A 23,341-nucleotide genomic window follows, 5' to 3' on the forward strand; every position below is an offset into this window, starting at 1 on the left:
GCACGGATAGTCGGCAGATGAACGGTCCGGTTGCTGCCCGGGGCCGGCCCGGGCATGCTGCGAAACGTTTTTTTATTGAAATGGCGGCCCGCCCCCAGCAAGGAGAACACCATGACTTCCACTCTGTTCATCACAGGCGCGACTTCCGGTTTTGGCGAGGCCTGTGCCCGGCGCTTTGCCGAGGCCGGCTGGTCGCTGGTGCTGACCGGTCGTCGCCAGGATCGCCTCGATGCCCTATGCGCGGAGCTCTCCAAGCAGACCGAGGTCCATGGCCTGGTGCTCGACGTACGGGATCGCAAGGCCATGGAGGATGCCATCGCCAACCTGCCGCCATCCTTTGCCAAGCTGCGCGGGTTGATCAATAACGCTGGCCTGGCCCTGGGGGCGGACCCTGCGCCCAAGTGTGAGCTGGACGACTGGGACACCATGGTCGACACCAACATCAAGGGCCTGATGTACAGCACTCGCCTGCTGCTGCCACGGCTGATCGCCCATGGTCGCGGTGCCGGAATCGTCAACCTGGGCTCCGTCGCCGGTAACTATCCCTACCCCGGCAGCCACGTGTATGGCGGCACCAAGGCCTTCGTCAAGCAGTTCTCCCTGAGCCTGCGCTGCGACCTGCAGGGCACCGGCGTACGGGTGACCAATATCGAGCCTGGCCTGTGCGAAAGCGAGTTCTCGCTGGTGCGCTTTGGCGGTGACCAGGCCCGTTATGACGCCACCTACGCTGGCGCCGAGCCAATCCAGCCCGAGGACATCGCCGAGACCATCTTCTGGGTCATGAACACTCCGGCCCACGTCAACATCAACAGCCTGGAACTGATGCCGGTCAGCCAGTCCTGGGCCGGTTTCGCCATCGACCGCAACGCCAAGGCCTGACCTGTCACGGCGCAGTTTCGCGGGCAGTGCACTGCACTCCTGTAGCCGCTGCTGAGCTGGCGAAGCTGCGCCAAGGTCCGCAGGGCCTTCCATGACGCTCATGATCATGCCCCCTGCGATCGGACCAACCGCTTCGCAGGGGGGCGGTCGCACTCGGAAATACATAGGCTGATTCGTTTCAGCTTGCCGAAGCCGAAGCACGCTAGAATTCCTCCCCTAAATTTGTATTGCCGCAGCAATAGAGGCGGTGTTTGCCAAGTTCCGTGGGAGGAATCGTGAGTAACCGAGGTGAGCAGGCTCTGCTCAAGCAATCGACCGTACTGATGTTCGCCGTGGCGATCGCCGGTATCGTCACGGGTTTTGTTTCTGGTGCCCAATCCATCCTGTTCGATGGTTTCTTTTCCCTGATCGCGACCTTCATCAAGGTGCTGATGTTGATCACCGCCAGGCTGATTACCAAGCCGGGCAACGAGCGTTTCCAGTTCGGTTTCTGGCACCTGGAGCCCATGGTGCTGTTGATCGAGGGCAGCTTCCTGCTACTGATCGCCATCTACGCTTTTCTCAACGGCGTGTTCGGCATTATCAACGGCGGCCGTGAGATCGAGCTGGGCCTGGTGATCGTCTATGCCGCGGTGTTCACCGTGGTGGAGTTCGCCTACTTCTTCTACGTGCGCCATCGCAACCGCAAGCTCAAGTCGTCGCTGATCCAGTTCGACAACATCAGCTGGCTGGTGGACGCCATGCTCTCGGTGGGGCTGCTGGTGAGCTTCGTCAGTGCCTTGCTGCTCAAGCACTATGGCCATGGCCAATGGGCGGTGTATGTCGACCCGATGATCCTGATCGTGCTGGCCCTGAGCATGCTGGCGCCGGCCCTGAAGATCCTGCGCCCGGCCCTGCGCGAGGTGCTGGGTATCGCGCCCGACCAGCTGGACGAGACGGTACGCACAGTGATGGAGCAGGCCAAGGCCACCCATGGTTTCGAGGACTACGTCAGCTATGTGCAGAAGCACGGACGGGCGCGCTTCATCGAAATCCACGTGGTATTGCCAGCCGATTACCCGCTACGCGATGTGGCGACCCTGGACCGCATGCGCGAGGACATCTCCAGCCAACTGGGAGGGGCCGATAGCGCGCGCTGGCTGACCATCAGCTTCACCGGGGATCGCAAGTGGATTGCCTGAGTGGTCCCCATGCCAGGCAGGGGCTTCAGCCGAAGTAGCCGGCCAGCCCCTGATAACAGGTGGCCAGGTGATAAGGCGTGGTCGAGGGCATGTCCCGGCGGCTCACCGCGCCACCTGCATCCAGGCACTCATGCCAGCCACCGGCATGCAGGAACTTGCCTTGCAGCGCCTGCAGCTGGCGCTCCAGGGCGGCTTGGCCATCGGGGCGCAAGGTCAGGGCTCGCAGGTACTCGGCCTGGGCCCAGATACGCTGGGTGGCATCCTTGGGGGCGGCCTGGGGCGGTAGTTCGAGCATGGCGCACACGGCGCCGCTCTGCGGATCGACCCCCATCTGCTCGGTAAAGGCGAACGCTCGTTCCAGGGAGGTTTGCAGCGCCGTTTCACGCAGCAGCGGTGACGAGGCGAGCAGGAAGTACCACTCGAACTGATGCCCCGGCTCGAACCAGTTATCCACAGTGCCCAGCGGCTTTTCCATCATCACGCCATGCTGCGGATCGATGAAGCACCGTTGCATGCCCTGGCACAGCTCGAGCAAGGCTTCCTGCACTGCCTGGTCATCCCGGGCGGCGAGGGTGGCGAGGAAGGCCTCGGCCAGGTGCATCAATGGATTCTGCAGTGGGCCCGAGCCCAGGGAAGACCAGTCCTCGTCGAGACTGGCCTCGTAGAGGCCATCGTCCCGGGCAAAACGCCGGGCCACCACTGCCAGGGCGGCGTCGAGCGCCGATTCCACCAGGGGTTCGCGGACCTTGGCCCAATAGTGGGCACAGGCGAACACGATGAACGCGTGGGTATAGAGATCCTTGCGACGATCCAGTGGTGCCCCTTGCGGGTCGATGCTGTAGAACCAGCCGCCGTGCTCGGCATCATGGAAATGCCGCTGCAAGGAACGGAACAGCGCCGCGGCGCGCTCCTGGGCGAAGGGGGCGGCGGCATCGCCGATCAGTTGGGAAAATACGTACAACTGCCGGGCGCAGGCCATGGCCCGATAGCGTTGGGGCGGCAAGGGACGATGTTCGGCATCCAGCGCTTCGAAAGGCAACGCCAGCTGCGGATTCCAGCCCGGGCCCTGCCACAGGGGCACGATCACCTGCTGGAAGTGCTGCTGCACGGATTGGAACAGCGCATTGGCGTCGGGCGAGGAGGCGGGGTGGGATACATCGGGCATTGGCTGGCGTCGTCACGGCAGGTTTGAATGCGCGACATGTTAGCAGAGAAGGCCACCCCGATTGCCTCCTGCGTCGCAGCCGCTCGCTCCGGCTGGCGCAGGAGGAGGGCCGGTCAGCCTGCCAGCAGCCATACACCGGCTGCGGCAGAGAGCGCGCCGGCGATGCGTACCAATGGCGCGGCAGCCAGGGGCAATGCCCGAACCACGGCATAGCCCACTGCGTGCAAGGCTGCGGTGGCGGCAACGAACCCGGCAGCATAGGCCCAGGGGCTGGACATCTCCGGCAGCTCCAGGCCATGGGCTACGCCGTGGAACAAGGCGAACAGCGCGGTGGCGGCCACCGCCAGCGCCAGCGGCGGGCGTACGGCGAGGGCTACCGCCAGGCCCAGGGCCAGCACCGAAGCCGCGATTCCACTCTCCAGGGCGGGCAGGTCCAGGCCGGCGAAGCCCAGCAGGCCTCCGATCAGCATGGTGGCGACGAAGGTGCAGGGCAGTGCCCAGCGTGCCGCTCCCTGCTGCTGGGCGGCCCACAGGCCGACGGCGAGCATCGCCAGCAAGTGGTCGAGGCCGCCGATGGGATGGCCAATGCCGGCCATCAGGCCGTTGTCGCCGTGCCCGGGGTGGGCCAGGGCCAGGGTGGGAGCCAACAACAGGGCCAGGGCCGCGAGAATGCGTTGGAGGGTCATGGGGCGCTTTCCTTTTCGAGTATCGAGTGGGTGGAGTCAGGCGGCGGTCAGCAGGCCCTGGCGTTCGATGAAGGCGATGATGTCCGCCAGGCCCTGGCCGGTCTTCTGGTTGCTGAAGACGAATGGCTTGCCGCCACGCATGCGCTGGGTATCGCTGTTCATCATGTCCAGGGATGCGCCGACCAGCGGCGCCAGGTCGATCTTGTTGATCACCAGCAGGTCGGACTTGCAGATTCCCGGGCCGCCCTTGCGCGGTAGCTTGTCGCCGGCCGAAACATCGATGACGTAAATGGTCAGGTCCGAGAGTTCCGGGCTGAAGGTGGCCGAGAGGTTATCGCCGCCGGACTCCACCAGGATCAGGTCCAGCCCCGGGAAGCGGCGGTTCAGCTGATCCACGGCCTCCAGGTTGATCGATGCGTCCTCGCGAATGGCGGTGTGCGGGCAGCCGCCGGTTTCCACGCCGATGATGCGCTCCGGGGCCAGGGCCTGGTTGCGCACCAGGAAATCGGCGTCTTCGCGGGTATAGATATCGTTAGTCACCACCGCCAGGTTGTAGCGCTCACGCAGGGCCAGGCACAGGGCCAGGGTCAGGGCCGTCTTGCCGGAGCCCACCGGGCCGCCGATTCCAACGCGCAAAGGTTGTGTGTTCATGTGATTCTCCAAGATGACAGGCCCTAGGAACGAAACAGGCGGCTGTACTGGCGCTCATGGGCCATGCTCGCCAGGGACAGGCCGAAGGCGGCGCTGCCGTAGTGATCGGGGTCGAGGCTGGCGGCCTGCCGCTGGGCCTGCTGCAGCAGTGGTAGCAATTCACTGGTCAGGCGCTGGGCGGCTTGCTGGCCCAGGGGCAGGGTCTTCATCAGCACCGCCAGCTGGTTTTCCAGCCAGCTCCATAGCCAGGCAGCCAGGGCATCGTCAGGCGCGATGTGCCAGGCACGGGCGGCCAGGGCCCAGCCCAGGGCCAGGTGTGGCTCGTCCAGCTGCGCCAGCAGGCGCCGGGCGTCGGCATCCAGTTCCGGCAGGCCTTCGAGCAGTTGCTTGAGGGAGTAGCCCATCTGCCGGCTTTCCAGATACAGCTCGCGGGTTTCGCGGCTGGCGCGATGCTCCTCGCAGAGTTGCAGCAGGCGCTCCCAATCCTGCGCATCGGCGGCCCGACAGTGGGCCAGCAGCAAAGGCGCTTCGAAGCGTGCCAGGTTGAGCAGTAGCTGATCGCCGATCCAGCGTCGGGCGCTGTCCGGATCGCGGACCTGTCGCTGTTCCACGGCCATCTCCAGCCCCTGGGAATAGCTGTAGCCACCGATGGGCAGTTGAGGGCTGGCCAGGCGCAGCAGGGCCCATGCCGGATTCACGGACGGATGCCGAACTGATGCAGGCGCGGCGGGTAGTTGAAGTCTGCATCGCCGTGATGCGAGTGGTGGTGCCCGCCGCCATAGGCGCCATGCTCTGGCTGGAAGGGCGCTTCGAGGGGAGTGGCGTTGGCGCCCAGCTGTTCGAGCATGGCCTTGAGCACGTAGTCATCCAGCAGCCGCAACCAGCCATCGCCCACTTGCAGGGCGACATGGCGATTCCCCAGGTGGTAGGCCGCGCGCGTCAGCTCGAAGGCATTGCGGCAGGTGACGTGGAGCAGGGTTTCGGCAAGGGCGCAGACCTTGACGATGCGTCCGTCCTCGGCGACCAGGAACTCGCCATCATGCAAGGGTGGTTGGCCACGCTCCAGGAACAGGCCGACATCTTCACCCGTGGCACTGAAGCAGCGCAGGCGACTTTTGCTACGCGCCTCGTAGGTCAGGTGCAGTTCGGCGGACCAGGTGGCCTGGGGGGCGGTTCGGCGGTGGATCACCAGCATCGGAAGGCTTCCAGCTATGAGCGATGCACAAGCCAGAGCAAGGGCCTTGCCAATCGCTCGGAGAAAAGGAAAACCCCTGGAATTGCGCCTGAAAAAGGGGCAAAACCTTGTTTTATCTTGTTACAAATTGATGCGTCGAGCTGATTTATAGCACTGACTTGGTGCGCTGCAAATGTTTTTGCGGCAATCCGGTGCCGATCTTGCGGGCAGGCGAAAAGGCCCGTTCCAGAGCGGGGAGCATTCGTTTGGCGACGTTGCCGGGGTGGGGCGTTACTCGGTGCTGCCCAAGCCGTTCCAGTGCTTGAGCCCGATGAAGATGAAGCGCAGTTGCTGGGTCATCTTCGCTTGGGGCGTGAGGTGTTCAGGCAAGGCCTGGGGCGGCGGATCGATGATGTCCGGCAGCGTGGCGAACACGCTCTTGACCACCAGGTCGGCCATGACGCTGAGGTCGGCGGCATCGAGGTGTTGCAGCTTGGGCATCAGGCCCAGGTCGGCGGACAGGTCCGAGCTGATGTTTTCCCGCAGGCTGGCGATGGCTTGGCGTACCGGCAGCGAGCCGCCGTATTGCTCGCGGGCGAGAAACAGGAATTGCACGCGCTTGGCTTCCACTACATCGAGAAAGATCCGTACCGAGGCGTCGATGATGCCGCCCATGACGAATTCGTTATGGCGGACCAGGCGGATGGTTTCACGGAAGGTCTGGCCCACTTCGCTGACCAGTTCCAGGCCCAGTTGGTCCATGTCGCTGAAGTGTCGGTAGAACCCGGTGGGGACGATGCCGGCGGCTTTCGCCACTTCCCGCAGGCTCAGGCTGCCGAAACCTCGGCCACCCTCCATCAAATGCCTGGCGGCATCCATCAGGGCATTGCGGGTCTGTTGCTTCTGTTCGGCACGGGGCAGCATCGGCGAGGAAATTCTTTGCTCGGGGAGAGCGGGGCACTCTAGCAAATCAACTTTGCCGGAGTCGAACTGGCGTCGAGCCAGGGCAGGCAAGGGCTGGAGTCAGCCTCTTGAAAAGTCAAAAGCCCGATCCAGGGACCGGGCTTTTTTCTGGGCCACCATGGCCTCAGCTCGCAGCTTGATGACGTTCGGCCAGGCGATCGGCACCGCCTTCGGCAACGGTCTGGCCTTGTGGGGTACGGCTGTAGCCATCTTCGACCAGGCCTTTATCTTCCAGGCGATCACGGCCGCCTTCGGCAACGGTCTGGCCCTGTGGGGTGCGGCTGTAGCCATCTTCGACCAGGCCTTTTTCTTCCAGGCGATCACGGCCGCCTTCGGCAATGGTCTGACCTTGTGGGGTACGGCTGTAGCCATCTTCGACCAGGCCTTTCTCTCCCAGGCGATCACGGCCGCCTTCAGCTACGTTTTGACCTTGAGGGGTGCGGTCGTAGCCATCTTCGGCAACGTTCTGGCCCTGTGGAGTGCGATCATAGCCATCGGCTGCAACTTTGTCGTTGCGTTCGATCAGGCGATCCGAGCCACCTTCGGCCAGGGTCTGGGTGAACACGCTGCTGTGGCTGGCCTGGATTTGCGGAGTCGCTTGTTCAGCGGCAGGCAGGGCAAAGGCGTTGGCGGCCAGGATCGATAAGGTCAAGCTTAAAAGGATGTGGCGTTTCATGATCGGTTGCTCCGTGGGAGGGCGAAAAATTGGGTACGGAGCTAATGTTACCGCCACAAAATCGATATAAAAGTTCATAAACACAATGATGATAATCAACAGAATTGATTGTTTGCCCCTGAGGCTCTAGCCCGGGCTTCTTCGCTGGCGGGGCCTTGCACTGGAGTGGGTAGTTTCGACTCACTGGTGCGCCAGGGAGGGGCAAAAGTCGGTAACACATGGTTGTCCGAATGGTCAGCAATCGATGCTTTTTCTCCTGTTCGGGCGTTTCGATTAAACCTGGGCAGGGTTTGTCAGTCGTAGTTTCACGGCCACCGGTTTTCCAGTGGCGTTTCACCTATGCGTCGTGGTCGGGCGCTCAGTTGTCATCAGGAGCCTCGTGCAATGACGCGCACTCGTAAAATTCTCTTTTGGATCGTCACCGGCCTGATCCTGCTACTGGCAGGACTGGTGCTGGTCATCGCGTTCTTCGACTGGAACCGGGTCAAGCCCATCATCAATGACAAGGTGTCCCAGGAGCTGCACCGACCGTTCGCGATCAATGGCGATTTGTCGGTGGCCTGGCAGCGCGAACCCGACGAGGGCGGCTGGCGGGCGTGGATACCCTGGCCCCATGTCGTGGCCCAGGACTTGTCCCTGGGCAACCCGGACTGGTCCAAGGCCCCGCAGATGGTCAGCCTCAAGCGGGTTGAGCTGCGAATCTCGCCCCTGGCACTGCTGGTGCAGCAGGTGAGCATCCCGCGTATCGATCTCACCGAGCCGGAAGTCGCCCTGCAGCGGCTGGCGGATGGACGCGCCAACTGGACCTTCAAGTTCGATCCGCAGGAGCCCGATGCCGAGCCCTCCAAGTGGAGCGTGGATATCGGCGCCATTGGTTTCGACAAGGGCCATGTGACCCTGGATGACCAGAACCTCAAGACCCGCCTGGACCTGCAAGTGGAACTGCTCGGCCAGCCCATTGCGTTCAGCGATATCGTCGGCGAGAGCGAAGCCAAGCGAGTGACCGAGCAAGGAGGGGAACCCCAGGCCTATGCCTTTGCCCTCAAGGTCAAGGGCCAGTACCACGGGCAGAAGCTCGCTGGCAGCGGCAAGATCGGTGGCCTGCTGGCGCTCAAGGATGCCAGCAAGCCCTTCCCGCTCCAGGCCCAGGCGCAGATCGGTGATTCACGCATCGAGCTGCGCGGCAGCCTGACCGATCCCTTGAATCTCGGCGCCCTGGACCTGCGCCTGAAGCTGGCTGGCTCCAGCCTGGGCAACCTTTATCCGTTGACTGGGGTGACCTTGCCCGATTCGCCGCCGTACTCCACCGATGGGCGCCTGACCGCCAAACTGCACGACCCGGCAGGTGCGGCCTTCAGCTACAAGGATTTCAACGGCAAGATCGGTGAGAGCGACATCCACGGCAGCCTGGCCTACGTGGCCAGCCAGCCGCGGCCCAAGCTCAGTGGTGCACTGGTTTCCAATCAACTGTTGTTCAGTGACCTGGCTCCGCTGATCGGTGCCGACTCCAATGCCAAGCAGAAGGCACGGGGAGGCGAAAGCAAGCAGCCGACGGACAGGGTGTTGCCGGTCGAGGAGTTCCGTACCGAGCGCTGGCGCGATATGGACGCCGATGTGGAATTCACCGGCAAGCGTATCGTCCACAGCGCCGAACTGCCCTTCACCGACCTCTACACGCACCTGGTGCTCAATGACGGCCAGCTCAGCCTCGAACCCCTGCGCTTCGGTGTCGCCGGTGGCAAGCTCGATGCCCAGATACGACTCAACGGCCATGCCACCCCGCTGGAGGGGCGGGCTCGGTTGACGGCTCGCAACTTCAAGCTCAAGCAGTTGTTCCCCACCTTCGAACCCATGAAGACCAGCTTCGGCGAACTCAACGGCGACGCCGATATCGCCGGGCGCGGCAACTCGGTGGCGGCCCTGCTGGGCAGTGCCAATGGCGACCTGAAGATGCTGATCAACGATGGCGCCATCAGCCGCAGCCTGATGGAGATCGCCGGGCTCAACGTCGGCAACTATGTGGTTGGCAAGCTGTTTGGCGACAAGGAAGTGAAGATCAATTGTGCCGCTGCCGACTTTGGCATCAAGACCGGCCTGGGCACCTCGCGGCTGTTCGTCTTCGATACCGAGAACGCCATCATCTACATCGATGGCACCGCCAACATGGCCACCGAGCAACTGGACCTGACCATTACCCCCGAATCCAAGGGGCTGCGCCTGTTCTCCCTGCGTTCGCCGCTCTATGTCCAGGGTAAGTTCATCAAGCCCAGCGCCGGGGTCAAGGCCGTGCCATTGGTATTGCGTGGTGCGGGGATGGTGGCGCTGGGGGTGATCGCGGGCCCGGCGGCGGGGCTGCTGGCCCTGGTGGCGCCAAGCAACGACGAGCCCAACCAGTGCGCGCCGCTGTTGCAACAAATGCGTTCGGGCAAGGCCCCGGCCACGGTCAAACCGAGCAAGTAGGCCGGGGATGGGCCTCCCGCCCCTGCTGCTGGCGCTGGCAGGGGCGGGGAGGGCCTACAGGTCCTGGAGGATATCCGCCATGTCGTCGGCGTGCTCTTCTTCCTGGGCCAGGATCTCCTCGAACAAGCGGCGGGTGGTGGGGTCCTTGTCCCCGATGTACTGGATGATCTCGCGGTAGCTGTCGATGGCGATCCGCTCGGCCACCAGGTCCTCGTAGACCATTTCCTTGAGGGTGTTGCCCGCCACGTACTGGGCGTGGGAGTGGCGGGACAGCAGGTCGGGATCGAACTCCGGCGCGCCACCGAGCTGGACGATGCGCTCGGCCAGCTTGTCGGCGTGCTCGGCTTCCTGGGTCGCATGTTCGAGGAATTCACTGGCCGCCACGCTGGCCTTGAGGCCGTTGGCCATGAAGTGATGGCGCTTGTAGCGCAAGACGCAGACCAGCTCGGTGGCCAGCGACTCATTGAGCAGGCGCAGTATCTCTTCGCGATCGGCGTTGTAGCCCTCGGTCACGGCGCCGTTTTCCACATGGCTGCGCGCCCGTTTGCGCAAGGTATTCACATCGGACAAATGCATCTCGCTCATCTCGATCTCCTGGAGGCTGATCCGTTTTGCGCCAGGCTCTGGCGGCCTGGTCGCTACCTAGGGTGTGAGTGGCGGGCGCGGTAAAAAGTTTTATCGGATCTGCCGGCGGGCAAGGGGATGGGCTCAACTGCGTGCCAGCGGCGGGTGTCCGGCATGCAGCGCTTGGTGCTGCAACCAGTGGAGGAACGCTCGTACCGGCGGGTGGCGTTCGCGTCCGGGGACGCACAGGGCGCTGTAGCCGGCGCCACCGACCTGGATTTCTGGCCGGTAGGCCTGCAACAGGCCACTGGCGACGCTTTGCGATACCAGGATGTTGCTCGCCAGTACCAGGCCCTGGCCAGCGATGGCGGCCTGCAGGGCGTACTGCTCCTCGTCATAGGAGCGCACCAGCGACTGTTCGTCGAACCAGTTTTCCCCGGCCTGGGCACACCAGGCCTGCCAGCCATCGGCATACAGCGTGGAGTTGCGCCAGTGCACGCTGATCAGGGTCGGCCGCTCGTGCCGGGCCAGGGCGACCTGCTGTGGCGCGCCATAGACCGCGAAGCGTTCGTCGAACAGGCACAGGCCATGAAGGTTCAGGTAGCCGTCCAGGCTGTAGCGGATCGCCACGTCGATGCTGGCGTCCTGCTGCAGGTCCACCACTTCGCACTGGGTATCCAGGCGCAGGTTGATACCGGGGTGCTGGGCGTAGAAATGCCCCAGGCGCGGGACCAGCCACAGGGCGGCAAATGCCGCGGTGGTGGATACCGTCAACTGTGCGTTGTCGGGCTTGGGGCGCAGCGTGTCGACACTTTGCGCCACGTCCAGCAGGGCGCTGTGCAGGCTATGGAACAGGCGCTCGCCGGCCGCCGTCAGGCGTACCTGGCGTGGCAGGCGCTCGAACAGTGGTACGCCCAGCCAGTGTTCCAGGCTGCGGATCTGATGGGACACCGCCGTGGGCGTCACCGACAGGTCATCGGCGGCCTCCTTGAAGCTCGACAAGCGCGCGGCGGACTCGAAGGTACGCAGCGAGGTCAGGGGCAGATGGGCAAACATGGGACGCTCCATGGATGATATGAATTCATCTGTATCAACTTAAATTCGTTTGTTGAGACTGTGTGCTGGCCCTAGCTTTAGCGCGAAACAGAGGCGGTATCAAGGCCGCCTAGGTTATTCGCCAGGAGAGAGGTCAGATGAGTAAAGTTCTTGCAATTCATGGCAGTCCGCGGGGGGAGCGTTCCCATAGCCGGCGCTTGGCCGACACCTTCCTGGAGGCCTGGCAGCGCGCCAACCCCCAAGGCCAATTGACCCGTCGCGAAGTCGGGCGCGGGTCGTTGCCCCATGTCAGCGAGGCATTCATTGCGGCGGCGTTTTATCCACAGCCCGAGGCCCGCCCGCTGTCGATGCAGGCCGACCTGGCCTTGAGCGACGAACTGGTGGACGAGTTGCTCGGCCACCAGCGGCTGGTGATCTCGGCTCCGATGCATAACTTCAGCGTTCCCAGCGGCATCAAGGCCTGGGTCGACCACATCGTGCGCCTGGGGCTGACCTTCAACACCCAGCTGGACAACGGCGTGGCCCATTATCAGCCGCTGGTACACGGCAAGAAGGTGCTGGTGATCACCAGCCGTGGCGGTGGTGGCTTTGGGCCGGGAGGCGAGCACGAAGCGATGAACCACGCCGACCGCTGGCTGCGCACGGCCCTGGGCTTCATTGGCATCGAGGATGTCACGGTGATCGCCGCCGAAGGCGAGGAGTCGCTGCCCGAGCGTTTCCAGCAATCCTGCGCCGAGGCCCAGCAGCAGTTGCTGGCCCTGGCCCGGCACTTCTGAGGAGAGACCATGGCCTGGGTATTCCTGTTATTGGCCGCGGCCTTCGAAGTCACCTTCGCCATGGGCATGAAGTACGCCGAGGGTTTTACCCGGCCCTGGCCTTCGGTGGTGACGGTGGTGGCGGCCATCGCCGGCATCTACTTCCTGACCCTGGCCATGCGCGAGCTGCCGGTCAGCGTGGCTTATCCGATCTGGACCGCCATCGGCTCCCTGGGCACGGTGCTGTTGGGGTGCTTGCTGCTGGGAGAGAGCCTGTCGGCGGTCAAGCTGGTGTCGGTGGCTTTGATTGTGGCCGGGGTGATCGGGCTCAAGTAGGCCAGTCCTTGTCATATCGCCGTCGCCGGACTGTCACAAGGACTGACGGCGGCCTTGGTTATGGTCTAGTTTTCAGCCTGGCCCATCGCCCTGCACAAGGATGTTCCGCATGTCCCAAGAGCTTGCCACGCGTTATCCCCTGGTCCTGGTGCCCGGCATGCTCGGATTTGTCCGCTTGCTGCTGTACCCCTACTGGTACGGGATCATTCCGGCGTTGCGCAGTGGTGGCGCCCAGGTCTTTGCGGTGCAGGTTTCGCCGCTCAATTCCAGTGAAGTGCGCGGTGAACAATTGTTGTTGCAGATCCAGCAGATCATGGCGCGGACCGGTGCTTCACGGGTCAACCTGATCGGCCATAGCCAGGGGGCGCTCACCGCTCGCTACGCAGCGGCCAGGCAGCCGCAGTGGGTGGCCTCGGTGACTTCGGTGGCCGGCCCCAATCATGGCTCCGAACTGGCGGATTACCTGCAGCGGCACTCGCCTGCCCATAGCCTGCGCGGGCGCATGCTGAGCAGGTTGTTGCGAGGGCTATCGGCGCTGATGACGCTGCTTGAGACCGGCTATCGCGGACCGAAGCTGCCCGCAGACATCCATGCCTCGCACCAGTCGCTGACAAGCGAGGGCGTGGCGCTGTTCAACCGCCAGTATCCCCAGGGCCTGCCGCCGGCCTGGGGCGGCCAGGGGGCCGCGGAAGTGGATGGTGTGCGCTACTACTCCTGGTCCGGCACCCTGCAACCGGGGAGGACCAATCGCGGTTGGAACCTGCTCGACGGCTCCAGCCGCAGTTGTCGCCTGTTCGCTCGGACCTTCGTACGTGAGGCCGGGCAGTGCGATGGCATGGTCGGGCGCTACAGCTCGCACCTGGGCCTGGTGATCGGCGACGACTACCCGTTGGATCACTTCGACATCGTCAACCAATCCCTGGGGCTGGTGGGCAAAGGTGCCGAACCGATCCGCCTGTTCGTCGAGCACGCCCGGCGCCTCAAGGCTGCCGGGCTCTGAGTGGTCGCGCAGGTGCTTTAGGCCTCGCACGCTCGCCGCCCCAGTACCTGGGTCCAGCGCTCCGACAGCAGCACCCCGCCCAGGGTCAGGCCCCCTCCCACCAGGTGGAACCAGGCCAACTGCTCGTGCAGTACCACGGCGGCGATCAATGCGGTGATCAAGGGCAGCAGGTTGAAGAACAGCGTGGTCCGGCTCGGTCCCAGGCGCACCACCGCCTGCATCCAGGCCAGTGGCGCGAGCACCGAGGCCAGCAGGCAGGCATAGAGCACCAGCGGAATGTTCTGCGCAGTCAGGCCTGCCTTCGGCGATGCCAGGAACAGCGGCAGCAGTACCAGCACGGCCACCAGTACCTGCAGGTACAACAGCAGCAGGGGCGGCAGGCGCAACTGCCATTTCTTCAGCAGGGTGCTGTAGACCGCATAGGCCAGGGTAGCGACCAGCATCATCGCGTCCCCCAGGTTGAGCCCGTGTTGCAACAGCGTGGCCAGGCTGCCGGACGACACCACCACCAGCACGCCGGCGAAGGACAGTACCGCTCCCACCAGGGCTCCGGCAGTCAGGCGCTGGCCCAGGGCAGCAATGGCCATGGCCAGGGACATCAGCGGCATCAGCGAAAGGATGATGCCCATGTTGGTGGCCGAGGTCAGCGCTGCGGCGAAGTAGGCCAGGCTCTGGTACACCGCCATGCCCAGCACCCCGAGAACGAAGATTCGTCCCAGATTGGGACGGATCACCGACCAGTGGCGGCGCAGCGGCCCGAGCATGAAGGGGGTGAACAGCAGGCCCGCCAGCAGCCAGCGGTAGAAACCGATCTCCGCTGGAAAGATCGCGCCTACGGCGAGTTTGTTGATGACGGTATTGCCGGCCCAGATGAAGACGGCCAGTAATGGATAAGCGTATTGCATGGGAACAGCCAGGAAGTTGGTGAGGGCTGATTATCCTCTTGTCCGGATCAAGGCCTATACTGCGAACCGGACAACCCGCCCCTGCATCCGGACAGCATGAGTAAAAAACACATCGACCTGCTGGATTTCCACGGCCTGCCCGCGCCGGTGTATTTCCGCTATGCCGACTTCGCCGCCCACAGCCACGCCCTGGAGCACCGTCATCCCTGGGGTTGCCTGGAATACTCGGCCCACGGTGTGATGCACATGGAGATCGCCGGCCGGCGCTTCATGTCGCCGCCGCAGTACGCCGTCTGGGTGCCGCCGCACACCGCCCACAGTTTCTACACCAGCCAGCCGATCAACTACCGGGCGGTACTGCTGGCGCCGGAGCTGTGCCGCGATCTGCCACAACAGGGCTGTACCCTGAGCATCAGCGAGATTCTCAAGGCGATCCTCAAGGACTTCGCCGCGCGGGATGTACAGATCCCCGAGGGCGAAGCCGACCAGCGCCTGGCCCAGGTGCTGCTGGACCAGTTGCGCCAGGCCCCGGTGCATACCTGCTACCTGCCCTACGCCAGCAGCCCCGACCTGCTGCGGGTGCTCCAGGCGCTGCAGGCCGAGCCCGGCAACGACCAACCCCTGGCCCACTGGGCGCAACAGGCCCATGTCAGCGAGCGAACCCTGGCCCGGCAGTTCGTCCGCGAGTTGGGCATGAGTTTTGGGCAATGGCGCCAGCGCCAGCGCTTCCTCGCCTCGATCCAGGCCCTGGAGAGTACGCGCAGTGTCCAGGAGATTGCCTTCGACATGGGCTACAGCACGGCCTCGGCGTTCATCGCCATGTTCCAGCGCCAGGCCGGTTGCACTCCCGAGCAGTACCGTCGGGCCGGCCTGCAGAACAGGTGAAGGTGTAACAGGCTTTGTCTACACTGCGCTGGAGGCCGTGCCCTTCGGTGCGGTGACAAGGAGAAAACTCCATGAAGATGCTGCGTATTCCTTTGCTGATGGTCGGCCTGCTGCTCTGCTCCCAGGGTTTTGCCGCCACCGCCCAGCAGAACAAGATGACCACCTGCAATGCCGAGGCCACGACCAAGAGCCTCAAGGGCGACGAGCGCAAGGCCTTCATGAGCACCTGCCTCAAGGCTGCCCCGGCCGCTGCCGCGACGCCTTCCACGCCTCAGGAAAGAATGAAGACCTGCAACGCCGACGCCACGGCCAAGACGCTCAAGGGTGATGCGCGCAAGGCGTTCATGAGCGATTGCCTGAAGAAAAAGTAAGCACGGATCGATAGGGGCAGGGTGCCGAGCAATGGCTTCGCCCCTGGCCCCTGTTCGACAGGGCGGTCGTCCGTTGCCTGTCGTTCACGGGCATGAACGCATGCCGACCTGGACAGGCCCGTATGCGCGCTGCGCGGCCCTCCCGTGAAGGCTGGCAGGACCCTCGTCCATGGCGCTGCCCAGGTACCCACCGCCCCTGGCCAAGCCGACTGAACCTTCGCCTGCCACACCACTCTAGTACCCATGCAAGCCCTTGCCCCTGGGGTGCTTGCCACTATTCCTGAGGGGGGAAGGCTGGCAGACTGCCGATCTTTTCCCGCTGTTTGTCTTGAGGCTATATGCCAGCGTTTTCACAGCGTCACCTGTTGTTCATCAGTTGGATCATCATCTTTGGCGGCCTGTTGCTGGCCCTGCCGTTGCGGCTGTTGCCCAGCCTGCTGGCGGGCCTGCTGGTGTTTGAACTGGTGAACATGCTGACCCCGCAACTGCAGCGGCTGATCGAGGGCCGGCGCGCACGCTGGCTGGCGGTGGCCCTGCTCGGCACCCTGGTGGTCAGCCTGCTGACCCTGCTGTTCGCCGGGGCCATCAGTTTCCTGTTGCATGAAGCGGAGAACCCCGGGGCGTCGCTGGGCAAGTTCATGCTGGTGGTGGACAAGGCCCGGGGCCAACTGCCGCCATTCCTCGACTCCTACCTGCCGGCCAGCGCTGCCGAGTTCCAGGCGGCCATCGGCGCCTGGGCCAGCAAGCACCTGAGCGAGTTGCAACTGGTGGGCAAGGACGCCGCGCACATGTTCGTGACGCTGCTGATCGGCATGGTGCTGGGGGCGATCATCGCCTTGCAGCGCATCCCCGACCTGACCAAGCGCAAGCCCCTGGCGGCGGCCCTGTTCGACCGCCTGCACCTGTTGGTCCAGGCGTTTCGCAACATCGTCTTCGCGCAGATCAAGATTTCCCTGCTCAACACCTTCTTCACCGGGATCTTCCTGGCCCTGGTGCTGCCGATGTTCGGGGTCAAGCTGCCGCTGACCAAGACCCTGATCGTGCTGACCTTCCTGCTGGGGCTGCTGCCGGTGATCGGCAACCTGATCTCCAACACCCTGATCACCATCGTCGGGCTGTCGCTGTCGATCTGGGTGGCGGTGGCGGCCCTGGGCTACCTGATCGTGATCCACAAGCTGGAATACTTCCTCAACGCACGGATCGTCGGTGGGCAGATCAGCGCCAAGTCCTGGGAGCTGCTGCTGGCGATGCTGGTGTTCGAAGCGGCGTTCGGCCTGCCGGGGGTGGTGGCGGGGCCGATCTACTACGCCTACCTGAAAAGCGAATTGAAACAGGCGGGCCTGGTTTAAGAGCAGCGGCAAGCTTGCAGCTTCAAGCCGCAAGCTAAAGCCGACTGCGCTCTTGCTCTTACTTGTGGCTTGCCGCTTGAAGCTTGCCGCTGCTTTTACCCGTAGCGCTTCTTGGCCTCGATCGCCAGGCCGCTGCCGATGCTGCCGAAGATGTTGCCTTCCACATGCCGGGCATTGGGCAGCATGGCCGCCACGCTCTGGCGCAGGGCTGGAATGCCGCTGGAACCACCGGTGAAGAACACCGTGTCGACCTGGCCCACGCTGACATTGGCATCGCCGAGCAGCTGGGTGACGCTGGTGCGGATGCGCTCCAGCAGGTTGTCGATGGACGATTCGAACAGGGCCCGGGTCAGGTCGACGCTCAGGTCGCGCTCGATGCGGTCCAGGGGCACCAGGCGGTGGTCGGCGTGGGTCAGCTGGATCTTGGTTTCTTCCACTTCCATGGCCAGCCAGTGGCCGGCGCGCTGCTCGATCAGCTTGAACAGCCGGTCGATGCCGCCAGTGTCCTCGATGTCATAGCGCATGCTGCCCAAGGCCAGCTGCGACTTCTGCGAATACACCGAGTTGATGGTGTGCCAGGTCGCCAGGTTCATGTGGTGGCTGGTGGGCATGTAGGCGCCGCTTTTCATGCGGCTGCCATAACCGAACAACGGCATCACCCCGGCCAGGGACAGTTGCTTGTCGAAGTCGGTACCGCCCACATGCACGCCGCCGGTGGCGAGGATGTCGTCGTGGCGGTTGTCGACGCCACGGCGCTCGGGGGACAGGCGCACCAGGGAGAAGTCAGAGGTACCACCGCCGATGTCGACGATCAGTACCAGCTCCTCGCGCTCGATGCTGGACTCGTAGTCGAAGGCCGCGGCGATGGGTTCGTACTGGAAGGACACGTCCTTGAAGCCGATCTTGCGTGCCACTTCCACCAGGGTGTCTTCGGCTTCCTGGTCGGCGGCGGCATCGTCATCGACGAAGAACACCGGGCGGCCCAGCACCACTTCGGTGAATTCCCGACCGGCGGTGGCTTCGGCGCGGCTCTTGAGCTGGCCGATGAACAGTCCCAGGAGATCCTTGAACGGCATGGCCGTGCCCAGCACGCTGGTGTCGTGCTTGATCAGCTTGGAGCCCAGCAGGCTTTTCAGCGAGCGCATCAGGCGGCCTTCGTAGCCTTCCAGGTACTCGTGCAGCGCCAGGCGGCCATAGACCGGACGACGTTCCTCGATGTTGAAGAACACCACCGACGGCAGGGTGATCTTGTCGTCCTCCAGGGCGATCAGCGTCTCCTGCCCGGGGCGCAGCCAGCCGACGGTGGAGTTGGAGGTGCCGAAGTCGATGCCGCAGCCGCGGGCCGGGGAGGCGTTGTTCATGTCTTTCCAGTTCCGGTCAAAAAAACGGCCGCGCAGCGTACGCCAGTCGCCCGCCGTTGCAAAGGCCGGATATCTGCTAATTCGCCCCCGGGGCTGCCTTGAAAGACTATCCTTGACCCCCAAACTTGCTGTCATGAGCCTGGTAGCCACAAGGAGTCGCAAGATCCGCCGGCGGCTGCCGATAAACTTCTGATGCGCCGTTCAGTCAGAGAATCGAGACGGGTCGATTCTCATGCTGCCAGACCGGGCCAGCTGTGCTGCACGCCGCGCGACTTCGATAACGGATGGTGATTCCCTCGATGGACTTCAAAGACTATTACAAGATTCTCGGCGTGGAGCCGACAGCGGACGACAAGGCGATCAAGGCCGCCTATCGCAAGCTGGCGCGCAAATACCACCCCGACGTCAGTAAGGAAAAGGATGCCGAGGCCAAGTTCAAGGACGCCTCGGAAGCCTACGAAGCGCTCAAGAGCGCCGACAAGCGCGCCGAGTACGACGACCTGCGCAAGTATGGCCAGCATGGCCAGCCGTTCCAGGGGCCGCCGGGCTGGCAGAGCCGTGGTGGTTTCGGTGGCGGTGGCGGTGGGGATTTCTCGGACTTCTTCAGTTCGATCTTTGGTAACCGGGGGCCAGGATTCGGCGGCCCGGAACAGCGTCGCAGCAGCGGCCGTCGCGGACAGGATGTGGAAATGGAACTGCCGATCTTTCTCGAAGAAACCCTCTCGACCGAGTCCAAGAAGATCAGTTTCCAGGTGCCACAGTACAACGCGTCCGGCCAGCATGTGAGCAACACCAGCAAGAGCCTGAACGTGAAGATTCCGGCCGGGGTCACCGATGGCGAGCGTATCCGCCTCAAGGGCCAGGGGGCTCCAGGGGTTGGTGGCGGTGCCAATGGCGACTTGTACCTGACCATTCGTTTCGCCCCCCATCCGAAATTCGATGTCGAGGGCGAGAACCTGATCATTACCCTGCCGCTGGCACCCTGGGAGCTGGCGCTGGGGACCGAGGTGGCGGTGCCGACCCTGACCGGCAAGATCAATCTCAAGGTGCCTGCCGGCAGCCAGAACGGCCAGCGCATGCGCGCCAAGGGCCATGGCCTGCTGAACAAGGCCGGCCAGCGCGGCTACCTGTTCGTGCAGCTCAAGGCGGTGATGCCCAAGCACACCAGCGACGAGGCCAAGGCCTTGTGGCAGGAGTTGGCGAAGAAGGCGGCGTTCGACCCACGGGAACATTTCTGATTCGACACTAGGAGGCGCTGACCATGAGCACCCTGATCGTTCAGCTGGACATGGAAGAATTCTGTGAAGTGGCCGACCTGTCGGCGGCCTACGTGATCGAAATCGTCGAACACGGCATCCTCGAACCTCAGGGGCGGGCGCCCAGGGAGTGGCGATTCAACGATCAGGAATTGTCATTGGCCAAGCGCGCGGCGAAGTTGCACCGCGAGCTGGACCTGGAGTGGGAAGGCGTCGCCCTGGCGCTGGACCTGCTCGACGAAGTGCAGCAACTGCGCTCCGAAAACCAGATGCTCAGGCAACGCCTGGGCCGCCTGCTGGTGGATTGACCCCCCGGCCGTATCTGCCGAATGTTGTCGCCGCTGCCGGGCGCCAGCGAAGCGGCGACCCAGGACGCAGTCCTCGTCGATTCGGCGCAAGTGCGGGCGCTGCGTACAGTTCCGATCCTCGTAAATCCTCCTTATGCGGGCGCTGCGCCCGACAGCGGCTAGAACAGGAAGTAGCGCTGGGCCATGGGCAGTACATCCGCCGGTTCGCACCACAGCAGCACGCCATCGGCCTTGACCTGGTACGTCTGTGGATCGACCTCGATGTTCGGCAGGTAGTCGTTGTGGATCAGGTCGCCCTTGCGCACGCTGCGACAGCCCTTGGCCACCGCGATGCGCTTCTTCAACCCCAACTGCTCCGGCACCCCGGCGTCCAGCGCCGCCTGGCTGATGAAGGTCAGGCTGGTGGCATGGCGGCTGCCGGCGAAGCTGGCGAACATCGGCCGGTAGTGCACCGGCTGGGGAGTCGGGATCGAAGCGTTGGCATCGCCCATCAGGCTGGCGGCGATGGCTCCGCCCTTGAGGATCAGGCTCGGCTTGACCCCGAAGAACGCCGGGCGCCAGAGCACCAGGTCGGCCCACTTGCCCACTTCGATGGAACCCACCTCATGGCTGATGCCGTGGGTGATGGCCGGGTTGATGGTGTACTTGGCGATGTAGCGCTTGACCCGGAAGTTGCTGTTGCCCGGTCCGTCCCCCGGCAATGGCCCGCGTTGGCGCAGCATCTTGTCGGCGGTCTGCCAGGTGCGGGTCAGCACTTCGCCGACCCGGCCCATGGCCTGGCTGTCGGAGCTGATCATCGAGAACGCCCCCAGGTCGTGGAGGATGTCTTCGGCGGCGATGGTCTCTCGGCGGATACGGCTTTCGGCAAAGGCCACGTCCTCGGCGATGCTCGGGTCCAGGTGATGGCAGACCATGAGCATGTCCAGGTGTTCGTCGATGGTGTTGCGAGTGAAGGGCCGGGTCGGGTTGGTGGAGCTGGGCAGCACGTTGGAAAAACCGCAGGCCTTGATGATGTCCGGCGCATGGCCGCCACCGGCACCTTCGGTGTGGTAGGTATGGATGGTGCGACCCTTGAACGCACCGAGGGTGGTCTCGACGAAGCCCGACTCGTTCAGGGTGTCGGTGTGGATCGCCACCTGCACATCGTATTCGTCGGCCACGCTCAGGCAGTTGTCGATGCTGGCCGGGGTGCTGCCCCAGTCTTCGTGCAGCTTGAGGCCGATGGCCCCGGCTCGTACCTGTTCCACCAGTGGTCCCGGCAGGCTGGCGTTGCCCTTGCCGGTGAAGCCGATGTTCATGGGGAAAGCGTCGGCAGCCTGGAGCATGCGCGCCATGTGCCAGGGGCCCGGGGTGCAGGTGGTGGCGTTGGTCCCGGTGGCGGGCCCGGTGCCGCCGCCGATCATGGTGGTGACGCCGCTCATCAGCGCTTCTTCGATCTGTTGCGGGCAGATGAAGTGGATATGGGTATCGATGCCGCCAGCGGTGAGCAGCATGCCTTCGCCGGCGATCACCTCGGTGCTGGCGCCAATGGCGATGGTCACGTCGGGCTGGATATCCGGGTTGCCGGCCTTGCCGATGGCCGCGATACGCCCATCCTTCAAGCCGACGTCGGCCTTGACGATGCCCCAGTGGTCGATGATCAGGGCGTTGGTGATCAGGGTGTCCACCACCTCGGCCGCCAGCAACTGGCCCTGGCCCATGCCGTCGCGGATCACCTTGCCGCCGCCGAACTTCACCTCTTCACCGTAGGTGGTGAAGTCCTTCTCTACCTCGATCCACAGCTCGGTATCGGCCAGTCGGACCTTGTCGCCCACCGTGGGGCCGAACATGTCGGCATAAGCCTCGCGGGAAATGCGCATTCCTCGTTCCTCGGAACAGAGCTGCAAGCCATAAGCTGCAAGCTACAAGTAAAAGAAAGCCGCCCAGAGCCACCGCACTGCTCTTTCTTGCAGCTTGTGGCTCGCAGCTTGAGGCTGATCTTTAAAGATCGCCCATGATTCGTCCCGCGAACCCGTAAATTCGCCGCAACCCAGCCAGATCGACAAGCTCGACTTCCCGGGTCTGCCCCGGTTCGAAGCGCACCGCGGTGCCGGCCGCGATGTTCAGGCGCATGCCGCGGCTGGCGGCACGGTCGAAGACCAGGGCGTCGTTGGTTTCGAAAAAGTGATAGTGGGAACCGACCTGGATCGGCCGGTCGCCGCTGTTGGCCACGCTCAGGGTCAGGGTACGGCGTCCGGCATTGAGTTCGATGTCGCCGGGCTGGATCTGGTACTGGCCGGGGATCATTGGGGTTGCTCCAGGGTCTTGAAGTAGATGGCAGTGGGGCTGTAGCGGCCGTCCGGGCCCTGGCAGTAGTTGGGCAATTCACCGACCCGGGTGTAGCCCAGGGCCTGGTAGAACTCTTCGGCGGGCGAGCCCGCCTCGGTATCCAGGTACAGCAGGCCACGCTTGAGATGGTGCGCGGCCTGCTCCAGGACGTTCATCAATTGCTGGCCCAGGCCCCGGCGCCGGGCACTGTGCAGCACCTGGAGCTTCTGCACCTCGGCGCGGTTACGCCCGTTGGCCTTCATGCACAGCGCCAGTTGCACGCTGGCCAGGACCTTTTCCTCATCGACCACCACCCACAGCAACAGGCTGCCGTCCTCGACGCCGGCCTGCACGCTGGCGATATAGGCCTGGGCCTGGCTGTCGTCCAGGTCGGCCATGAAGCCAATGGAGGCGCCGTGGTGCACCGAATCGAACAATAGGTCGATCAAGCCCTGGCGGTAGTGGGCAAAGCTCTCTACATGGACCCGTCGCAATTGGCCGGCGTTCATCGAAGTATCACTCCTTGTAAGGGGCGGGTGGTTGTGCCCCGGGGTTGAGCATCAGTTGCATGAAGGTCAGGTCCAGCCAGCGCCCGAACTTGGTGCCCACCTGGGGCATCTGTCCGGTGGTGATGAAGCCCAGGCGTTCATGCAGGCGGATCGAGGCGCCATTGCCGCTTTCGATGGCGGCCACCACCACGTGCTTGTGGCAGGCGCGGGCGCGTTCGAGCAGCACCTCCATCAACTTTGGGCCCAGGCCGTTGCCGCGCTGGTCGCTGCGCACGTAGACCGAATGCTCGACGCTGTGGCGAAACCCATCGAAGGGCCGCCAGTCACCGAACGAAGCGTAGCCCAGTACCTGCCCTGCGCTGTCGACCACCACCAGCACCGGATAACCCTGGGCCTGGCGGGCGCTGAACCAGGCCTGGCGGTTATCCAGGTCCACCGGGGTCTCGTTCCAGATCGCGGTGGTATTGAGCACGGCGTCGTTGTAGATATCGCGGATCGCCGGCAAGTCGGCGCGCACCGCGTCACGGATCTGATACGTCATGGG

At 63.9% G+C, this 23,341-nt stretch carries 26 protein-coding genes; 11 read left to right on the top strand and 15 right to left on the bottom strand.

Features of this window, described 5'->3' with window-relative positions; translation table 11 throughout:
• Positions 1-111: 111 nt before the first annotated feature.
• On the top strand, positions 112-879 hold the full coding sequence (locus I9018_RS03010) for an SDR family oxidoreductase (RefSeq protein WP_124345627.1): 768 nt from the start codon (positions 112-114) through the stop codon (positions 877-879).
• Positions 880-1,154: 275 nt separating this feature from the next.
• Positions 1,155-2,060: a cation diffusion facilitator family transporter gene (locus I9018_RS03015; protein WP_068577011.1), complete on the top strand. Its 906-nt coding sequence runs from the start codon at positions 1,155-1,157 to the stop codon at positions 2,058-2,060.
• A 25-nt stretch (positions 2,061-2,085) separates the two neighbouring features.
• On the opposite strand, the gene I9018_RS03020 is transcribed toward I9018_RS03015, so the two are convergent.
• The 7 genes from I9018_RS03020 to I9018_RS03050 all read right to left on the bottom strand — a co-directional run bounded on the left by I9018_RS03020 (position 2,086) and on the right by I9018_RS03050 (position 7,375).
• Positions 2,086-3,225 carry an AGE family epimerase/isomerase gene (locus I9018_RS03020; protein WP_241108697.1) on the bottom strand — a complete coding sequence of 380 codons (1,140 nt, stop codon included), beginning with the start codon at positions 3,223-3,225 and terminating at the stop codon, positions 2,086-2,088.
• A gap of 113 nt (positions 3,226-3,338) precedes the next feature.
• Positions 3,339-3,911, bottom strand: coding sequence for a HupE/UreJ family protein (locus I9018_RS03025; RefSeq protein WP_241108698.1), 573 nt, complete (start codon positions 3,909-3,911; stop codon positions 3,339-3,341).
• 36 nt (positions 3,912-3,947) lie between these two features.
• Entirely contained in the window at positions 3,948-4,562 is a 615-nt protein-coding gene (gene ureG, locus I9018_RS03030; protein WP_068577017.1) for an urease accessory protein UreG, read from the bottom strand.
• A 23-nt stretch (positions 4,563-4,585) separates the two neighbouring features.
• Entirely contained in the window at positions 4,586-5,260 is a 675-nt protein-coding gene (locus I9018_RS03035; RefSeq protein WP_241108699.1) for an urease accessory protein UreF, read from the bottom strand.
• Positions 5,257-5,757, bottom strand: coding sequence for an urease accessory protein UreE (gene ureE, locus I9018_RS03040; RefSeq protein WP_241108700.1), 501 nt, complete (start codon positions 5,755-5,757; stop codon positions 5,257-5,259). The genes I9018_RS03035 and ureE overlap by 4 nt, the downstream gene beginning before the upstream one ends.
• A 270-nt stretch (positions 5,758-6,027) precedes the next feature.
• Positions 6,028-6,672: a TetR family transcriptional regulator gene (locus I9018_RS03045; protein ID WP_176719723.1), complete on the bottom strand. Its 645-nt coding sequence runs from the start codon at positions 6,670-6,672 to the stop codon at positions 6,028-6,030.
• 151 nt (positions 6,673-6,823) lie between these two features.
• Positions 6,824-7,375, bottom strand: a complete 552-nt coding sequence (locus I9018_RS03050) for a hypothetical protein (protein ID WP_241108701.1) — start codon at positions 7,373-7,375, stop codon at positions 6,824-6,826.
• Between the two features lie 384 nt (positions 7,376-7,759).
• Here I9018_RS03050 and I9018_RS03055 point away from each other — a divergent pair, with 384 nt between their 5' ends.
• On the top strand, positions 7,760-9,835 hold the full coding sequence (locus I9018_RS03055) for an AsmA family protein (RefSeq protein ID WP_241108702.1): 2,076 nt from the start codon (positions 7,760-7,762) through the stop codon (positions 9,833-9,835).
• A 54-nt stretch (positions 9,836-9,889) separates the two neighbouring features.
• Here the strand turns inward: I9018_RS03055 and I9018_RS03060 are convergent, their stop codons facing one another.
• Together I9018_RS03060 and I9018_RS03065 are read right to left on the bottom strand one after the other, a co-directional pair.
• Positions 9,890-10,420: a ferritin-like domain-containing protein gene (locus tag I9018_RS03060; protein ID WP_068577030.1), complete on the bottom strand. Its 531-nt coding sequence runs from the start codon at positions 10,418-10,420 to the stop codon at positions 9,890-9,892.
• 123 nt (positions 10,421-10,543) lie between these two features.
• Positions 10,544-11,455 (bottom strand): LysR substrate-binding domain-containing protein, encoded by a 912-nt coding sequence (locus tag I9018_RS03065; protein WP_068577032.1) that lies wholly within the window; start codon positions 11,453-11,455, stop codon positions 10,544-10,546.
• Positions 11,456-11,592: 137 nt separating this feature from the next.
• Here I9018_RS03065 and I9018_RS03070 point away from each other — a divergent pair, with 137 nt between their 5' ends.
• From I9018_RS03070 to I9018_RS03080, 3 genes are all read left to right on the top strand, one after another.
• Entirely contained in the window at positions 11,593-12,231 is a 639-nt protein-coding gene (locus I9018_RS03070) for an NAD(P)H-dependent oxidoreductase (RefSeq protein ID WP_068577034.1), read from the top strand.
• 9 nt (positions 12,232-12,240) lie between these two features.
• Positions 12,241-12,546, top strand: coding sequence for a multidrug efflux SMR transporter (locus I9018_RS03075; protein ID WP_068577036.1), 306 nt, complete (start codon positions 12,241-12,243; stop codon positions 12,544-12,546).
• A 109-nt stretch (positions 12,547-12,655) separates the two neighbouring features.
• A complete protein-coding gene (locus I9018_RS03080; protein WP_241108703.1) occupies positions 12,656-13,546 on the top strand; it encodes a triacylglycerol lipase in 891 nt (296 codons plus the stop codon).
• A gap of 17 nt (positions 13,547-13,563) precedes the next feature.
• Here I9018_RS03080 and I9018_RS03085 read toward each other — a convergent pair whose 3' ends face one another.
• A complete protein-coding gene (locus I9018_RS03085; protein ID WP_241108704.1) occupies positions 13,564-14,451 on the bottom strand; it encodes a DMT family transporter in 888 nt (295 codons plus the stop codon).
• Positions 14,452-14,547: 96 nt separating this feature from the next.
• Between I9018_RS03085 and I9018_RS03090 the strand changes: the two genes are divergently transcribed.
• The 3 genes from I9018_RS03090 (at position 14,548) to I9018_RS03100 (ending at position 17,056) form a co-directional block, all read left to right on the top strand.
• Positions 14,548-15,336 carry a helix-turn-helix transcriptional regulator gene (locus tag I9018_RS03090; protein ID WP_068577042.1) on the top strand — a complete coding sequence of 263 codons (789 nt, stop codon included), beginning with the start codon at positions 14,548-14,550 and terminating at the stop codon, positions 15,334-15,336.
• A gap of 71 nt (positions 15,337-15,407) precedes the next feature.
• Positions 15,408-15,707, top strand: coding sequence for a PsiF family protein (locus I9018_RS03095; protein ID WP_068577044.1), 300 nt, complete (start codon positions 15,408-15,410; stop codon positions 15,705-15,707).
• 338 nt (positions 15,708-16,045) lie between these two features.
• Positions 16,046-17,056: a hypothetical protein gene (locus I9018_RS03100; protein WP_241108705.1), complete on the top strand. Its 1,011-nt coding sequence runs from the start codon at positions 16,046-16,048 to the stop codon at positions 17,054-17,056.
• A 95-nt stretch (positions 17,057-17,151) separates the two neighbouring features.
• Here I9018_RS03100 and I9018_RS03105 read toward each other — a convergent pair whose 3' ends face one another.
• Positions 17,152-18,417, bottom strand: a complete 1,266-nt coding sequence (locus I9018_RS03105) for an Hsp70 family protein (RefSeq protein WP_241108706.1) — start codon at positions 18,415-18,417, stop codon at positions 17,152-17,154.
• Between the two features lie 299 nt (positions 18,418-18,716).
• On the opposite strand from I9018_RS03105, the gene I9018_RS03110 reads away from it, so the two are divergent.
• Complete coding sequence (locus I9018_RS03110) at positions 18,717-19,655, top strand: DnaJ C-terminal domain-containing protein (RefSeq protein ID WP_068577051.1); 939 nt, start codon at positions 18,717-18,719, stop codon at positions 19,653-19,655.
• Positions 19,656-19,678: 23 nt separating this feature from the next.
• Positions 19,679-19,981, top strand: coding sequence for a chaperone modulator CbpM (locus I9018_RS03115; RefSeq protein WP_068577054.1), 303 nt, complete (start codon positions 19,679-19,681; stop codon positions 19,979-19,981).
• A gap of 158 nt (positions 19,982-20,139) precedes the next feature.
• On the opposite strand, the gene ureC is transcribed toward I9018_RS03115, so the two are convergent.
• The 4 genes from ureC to I9018_RS03135 form a co-directional block, all read right to left on the bottom strand.
• Positions 20,140-21,840: an urease subunit alpha gene (ureC, locus tag I9018_RS03120; RefSeq protein ID WP_068577057.1), complete on the bottom strand. Its 1,701-nt coding sequence runs from the start codon at positions 21,838-21,840 to the stop codon at positions 20,140-20,142.
• A gap of 121 nt (positions 21,841-21,961) precedes the next feature.
• Complete coding sequence (locus I9018_RS03125) at positions 21,962-22,267, bottom strand: urease subunit beta (RefSeq protein ID WP_068577059.1); 306 nt, start codon at positions 22,265-22,267, stop codon at positions 21,962-21,964.
• Positions 22,264-22,797, bottom strand: coding sequence for a GNAT family N-acetyltransferase (locus I9018_RS03130; protein WP_241108707.1), 534 nt, complete (start codon positions 22,795-22,797; stop codon positions 22,264-22,266). Before I9018_RS03130 ends, I9018_RS03125 begins: the two co-directional genes overlap by 4 nt.
• Before the next feature lie 7 nt (positions 22,798-22,804).
• Positions 22,805-23,338 (bottom strand): GNAT family N-acetyltransferase, encoded by a 534-nt coding sequence (locus I9018_RS03135; RefSeq protein ID WP_241108708.1) that lies wholly within the window; start codon positions 23,336-23,338, stop codon positions 22,805-22,807.
• Between the last annotated feature and the right edge of the window lie 3 nt (positions 23,339-23,341).

This window comes from Pseudomonas sp. MPFS, assembly GCF_022537035.1.
GTDB classification, from domain to species: domain Bacteria; phylum Pseudomonadota; class Gammaproteobacteria; order Pseudomonadales; family Pseudomonadaceae; genus Aquipseudomonas; species Aquipseudomonas sessilinigenes.

Bases quoted from the DNA above. Each gene is read 5' to 3' on its own strand.
- I9018_RS03100 (WP_241108705.1), top strand. From the start codon at position 16,046: ATGCCAGCGTTTTCACAGCGTCACCTGTTGTTCATCAGTTGGATCATC.
- ureC (WP_068577057.1), bottom strand. From the start codon at position 21,840: ATGCGCATTTCCCGCGAGGCTTATGCCGACATGTTCGGCCCCACGGTG.
- I9018_RS03065 (WP_068577032.1), bottom strand. From the start codon at position 11,455: ATGTTTGCCCATCTGCCCCTGACCTCGCTGCGTACCTTCGAGTCCGCC.
- ureE (WP_241108700.1), bottom strand. From the start codon at position 5,757: ATGCTGGTGATCCACCGCCGAACCGCCCCCCAGGCCACCTGGTCCGCC.
- I9018_RS03125 (WP_068577059.1), bottom strand. From the start codon at position 22,267: ATGATCCCCGGCCAGTACCAGATCCAGCCCGGCGACATCGAACTCAAT.
- I9018_RS03135 (WP_241108708.1), bottom strand. From the start codon at position 23,338: ATGACGTATCAGATCCGTGACGCGGTGCGCGCCGACTTGCCGGCGATC.
- I9018_RS03070 (WP_068577034.1), top strand. From the start codon at position 11,593: ATGAGTAAAGTTCTTGCAATTCATGGCAGTCCGCGGGGGGAGCGTTCC.
- I9018_RS03130 (WP_241108707.1), bottom strand. From the start codon at position 22,797: ATGAACGCCGGCCAATTGCGACGGGTCCATGTAGAGAGCTTTGCCCAC.
- I9018_RS03075 (WP_068577036.1), top strand. From the start codon at position 12,241: ATGGCCTGGGTATTCCTGTTATTGGCCGCGGCCTTCGAAGTCACCTTC.
- I9018_RS03085 (WP_241108704.1), bottom strand. From the start codon at position 14,451: ATGCAATACGCTTATCCATTACTGGCCGTCTTCATCTGGGCCGGCAAT.
- I9018_RS03105 (WP_241108706.1), bottom strand. From the start codon at position 18,417: ATGAACAACGCCTCCCCGGCCCGCGGCTGCGGCATCGACTTCGGCACC.
- I9018_RS03080 (WP_241108703.1), top strand. From the start codon at position 12,656: ATGTCCCAAGAGCTTGCCACGCGTTATCCCCTGGTCCTGGTGCCCGGC.
- I9018_RS03110 (WP_068577051.1), top strand. From the start codon at position 18,717: ATGGACTTCAAAGACTATTACAAGATTCTCGGCGTGGAGCCGACAGCG.
- I9018_RS03020 (WP_241108697.1), bottom strand. From the start codon at position 3,225: ATGCCCGATGTATCCCACCCCGCCTCCTCGCCCGACGCCAATGCGCTG.
- I9018_RS03090 (WP_068577042.1), top strand. From the start codon at position 14,548: ATGAGTAAAAAACACATCGACCTGCTGGATTTCCACGGCCTGCCCGCG.
- I9018_RS03115 (WP_068577054.1), top strand. From the start codon at position 19,679: ATGAGCACCCTGATCGTTCAGCTGGACATGGAAGAATTCTGTGAAGTG.
- I9018_RS03010 (WP_124345627.1), top strand. From the start codon at position 112: ATGACTTCCACTCTGTTCATCACAGGCGCGACTTCCGGTTTTGGCGAG.
- I9018_RS03095 (WP_068577044.1), top strand. From the start codon at position 15,408: ATGAAGATGCTGCGTATTCCTTTGCTGATGGTCGGCCTGCTGCTCTGC.
- ureG (WP_068577017.1), bottom strand. From the start codon at position 4,562: ATGAACACACAACCTTTGCGCGTTGGAATCGGCGGCCCGGTGGGCTCC.
- I9018_RS03055 (WP_241108702.1), top strand. From the start codon at position 7,760: ATGACGCGCACTCGTAAAATTCTCTTTTGGATCGTCACCGGCCTGATC.
- I9018_RS03060 (WP_068577030.1), bottom strand. From the start codon at position 10,420: ATGAGCGAGATGCATTTGTCCGATGTGAATACCTTGCGCAAACGGGCG.
- I9018_RS03025 (WP_241108698.1), bottom strand. From the start codon at position 3,911: ATGACCCTCCAACGCATTCTCGCGGCCCTGGCCCTGTTGTTGGCTCCC.
- I9018_RS03050 (WP_241108701.1), bottom strand. From the start codon at position 7,375: ATGAAACGCCACATCCTTTTAAGCTTGACCTTATCGATCCTGGCCGCC.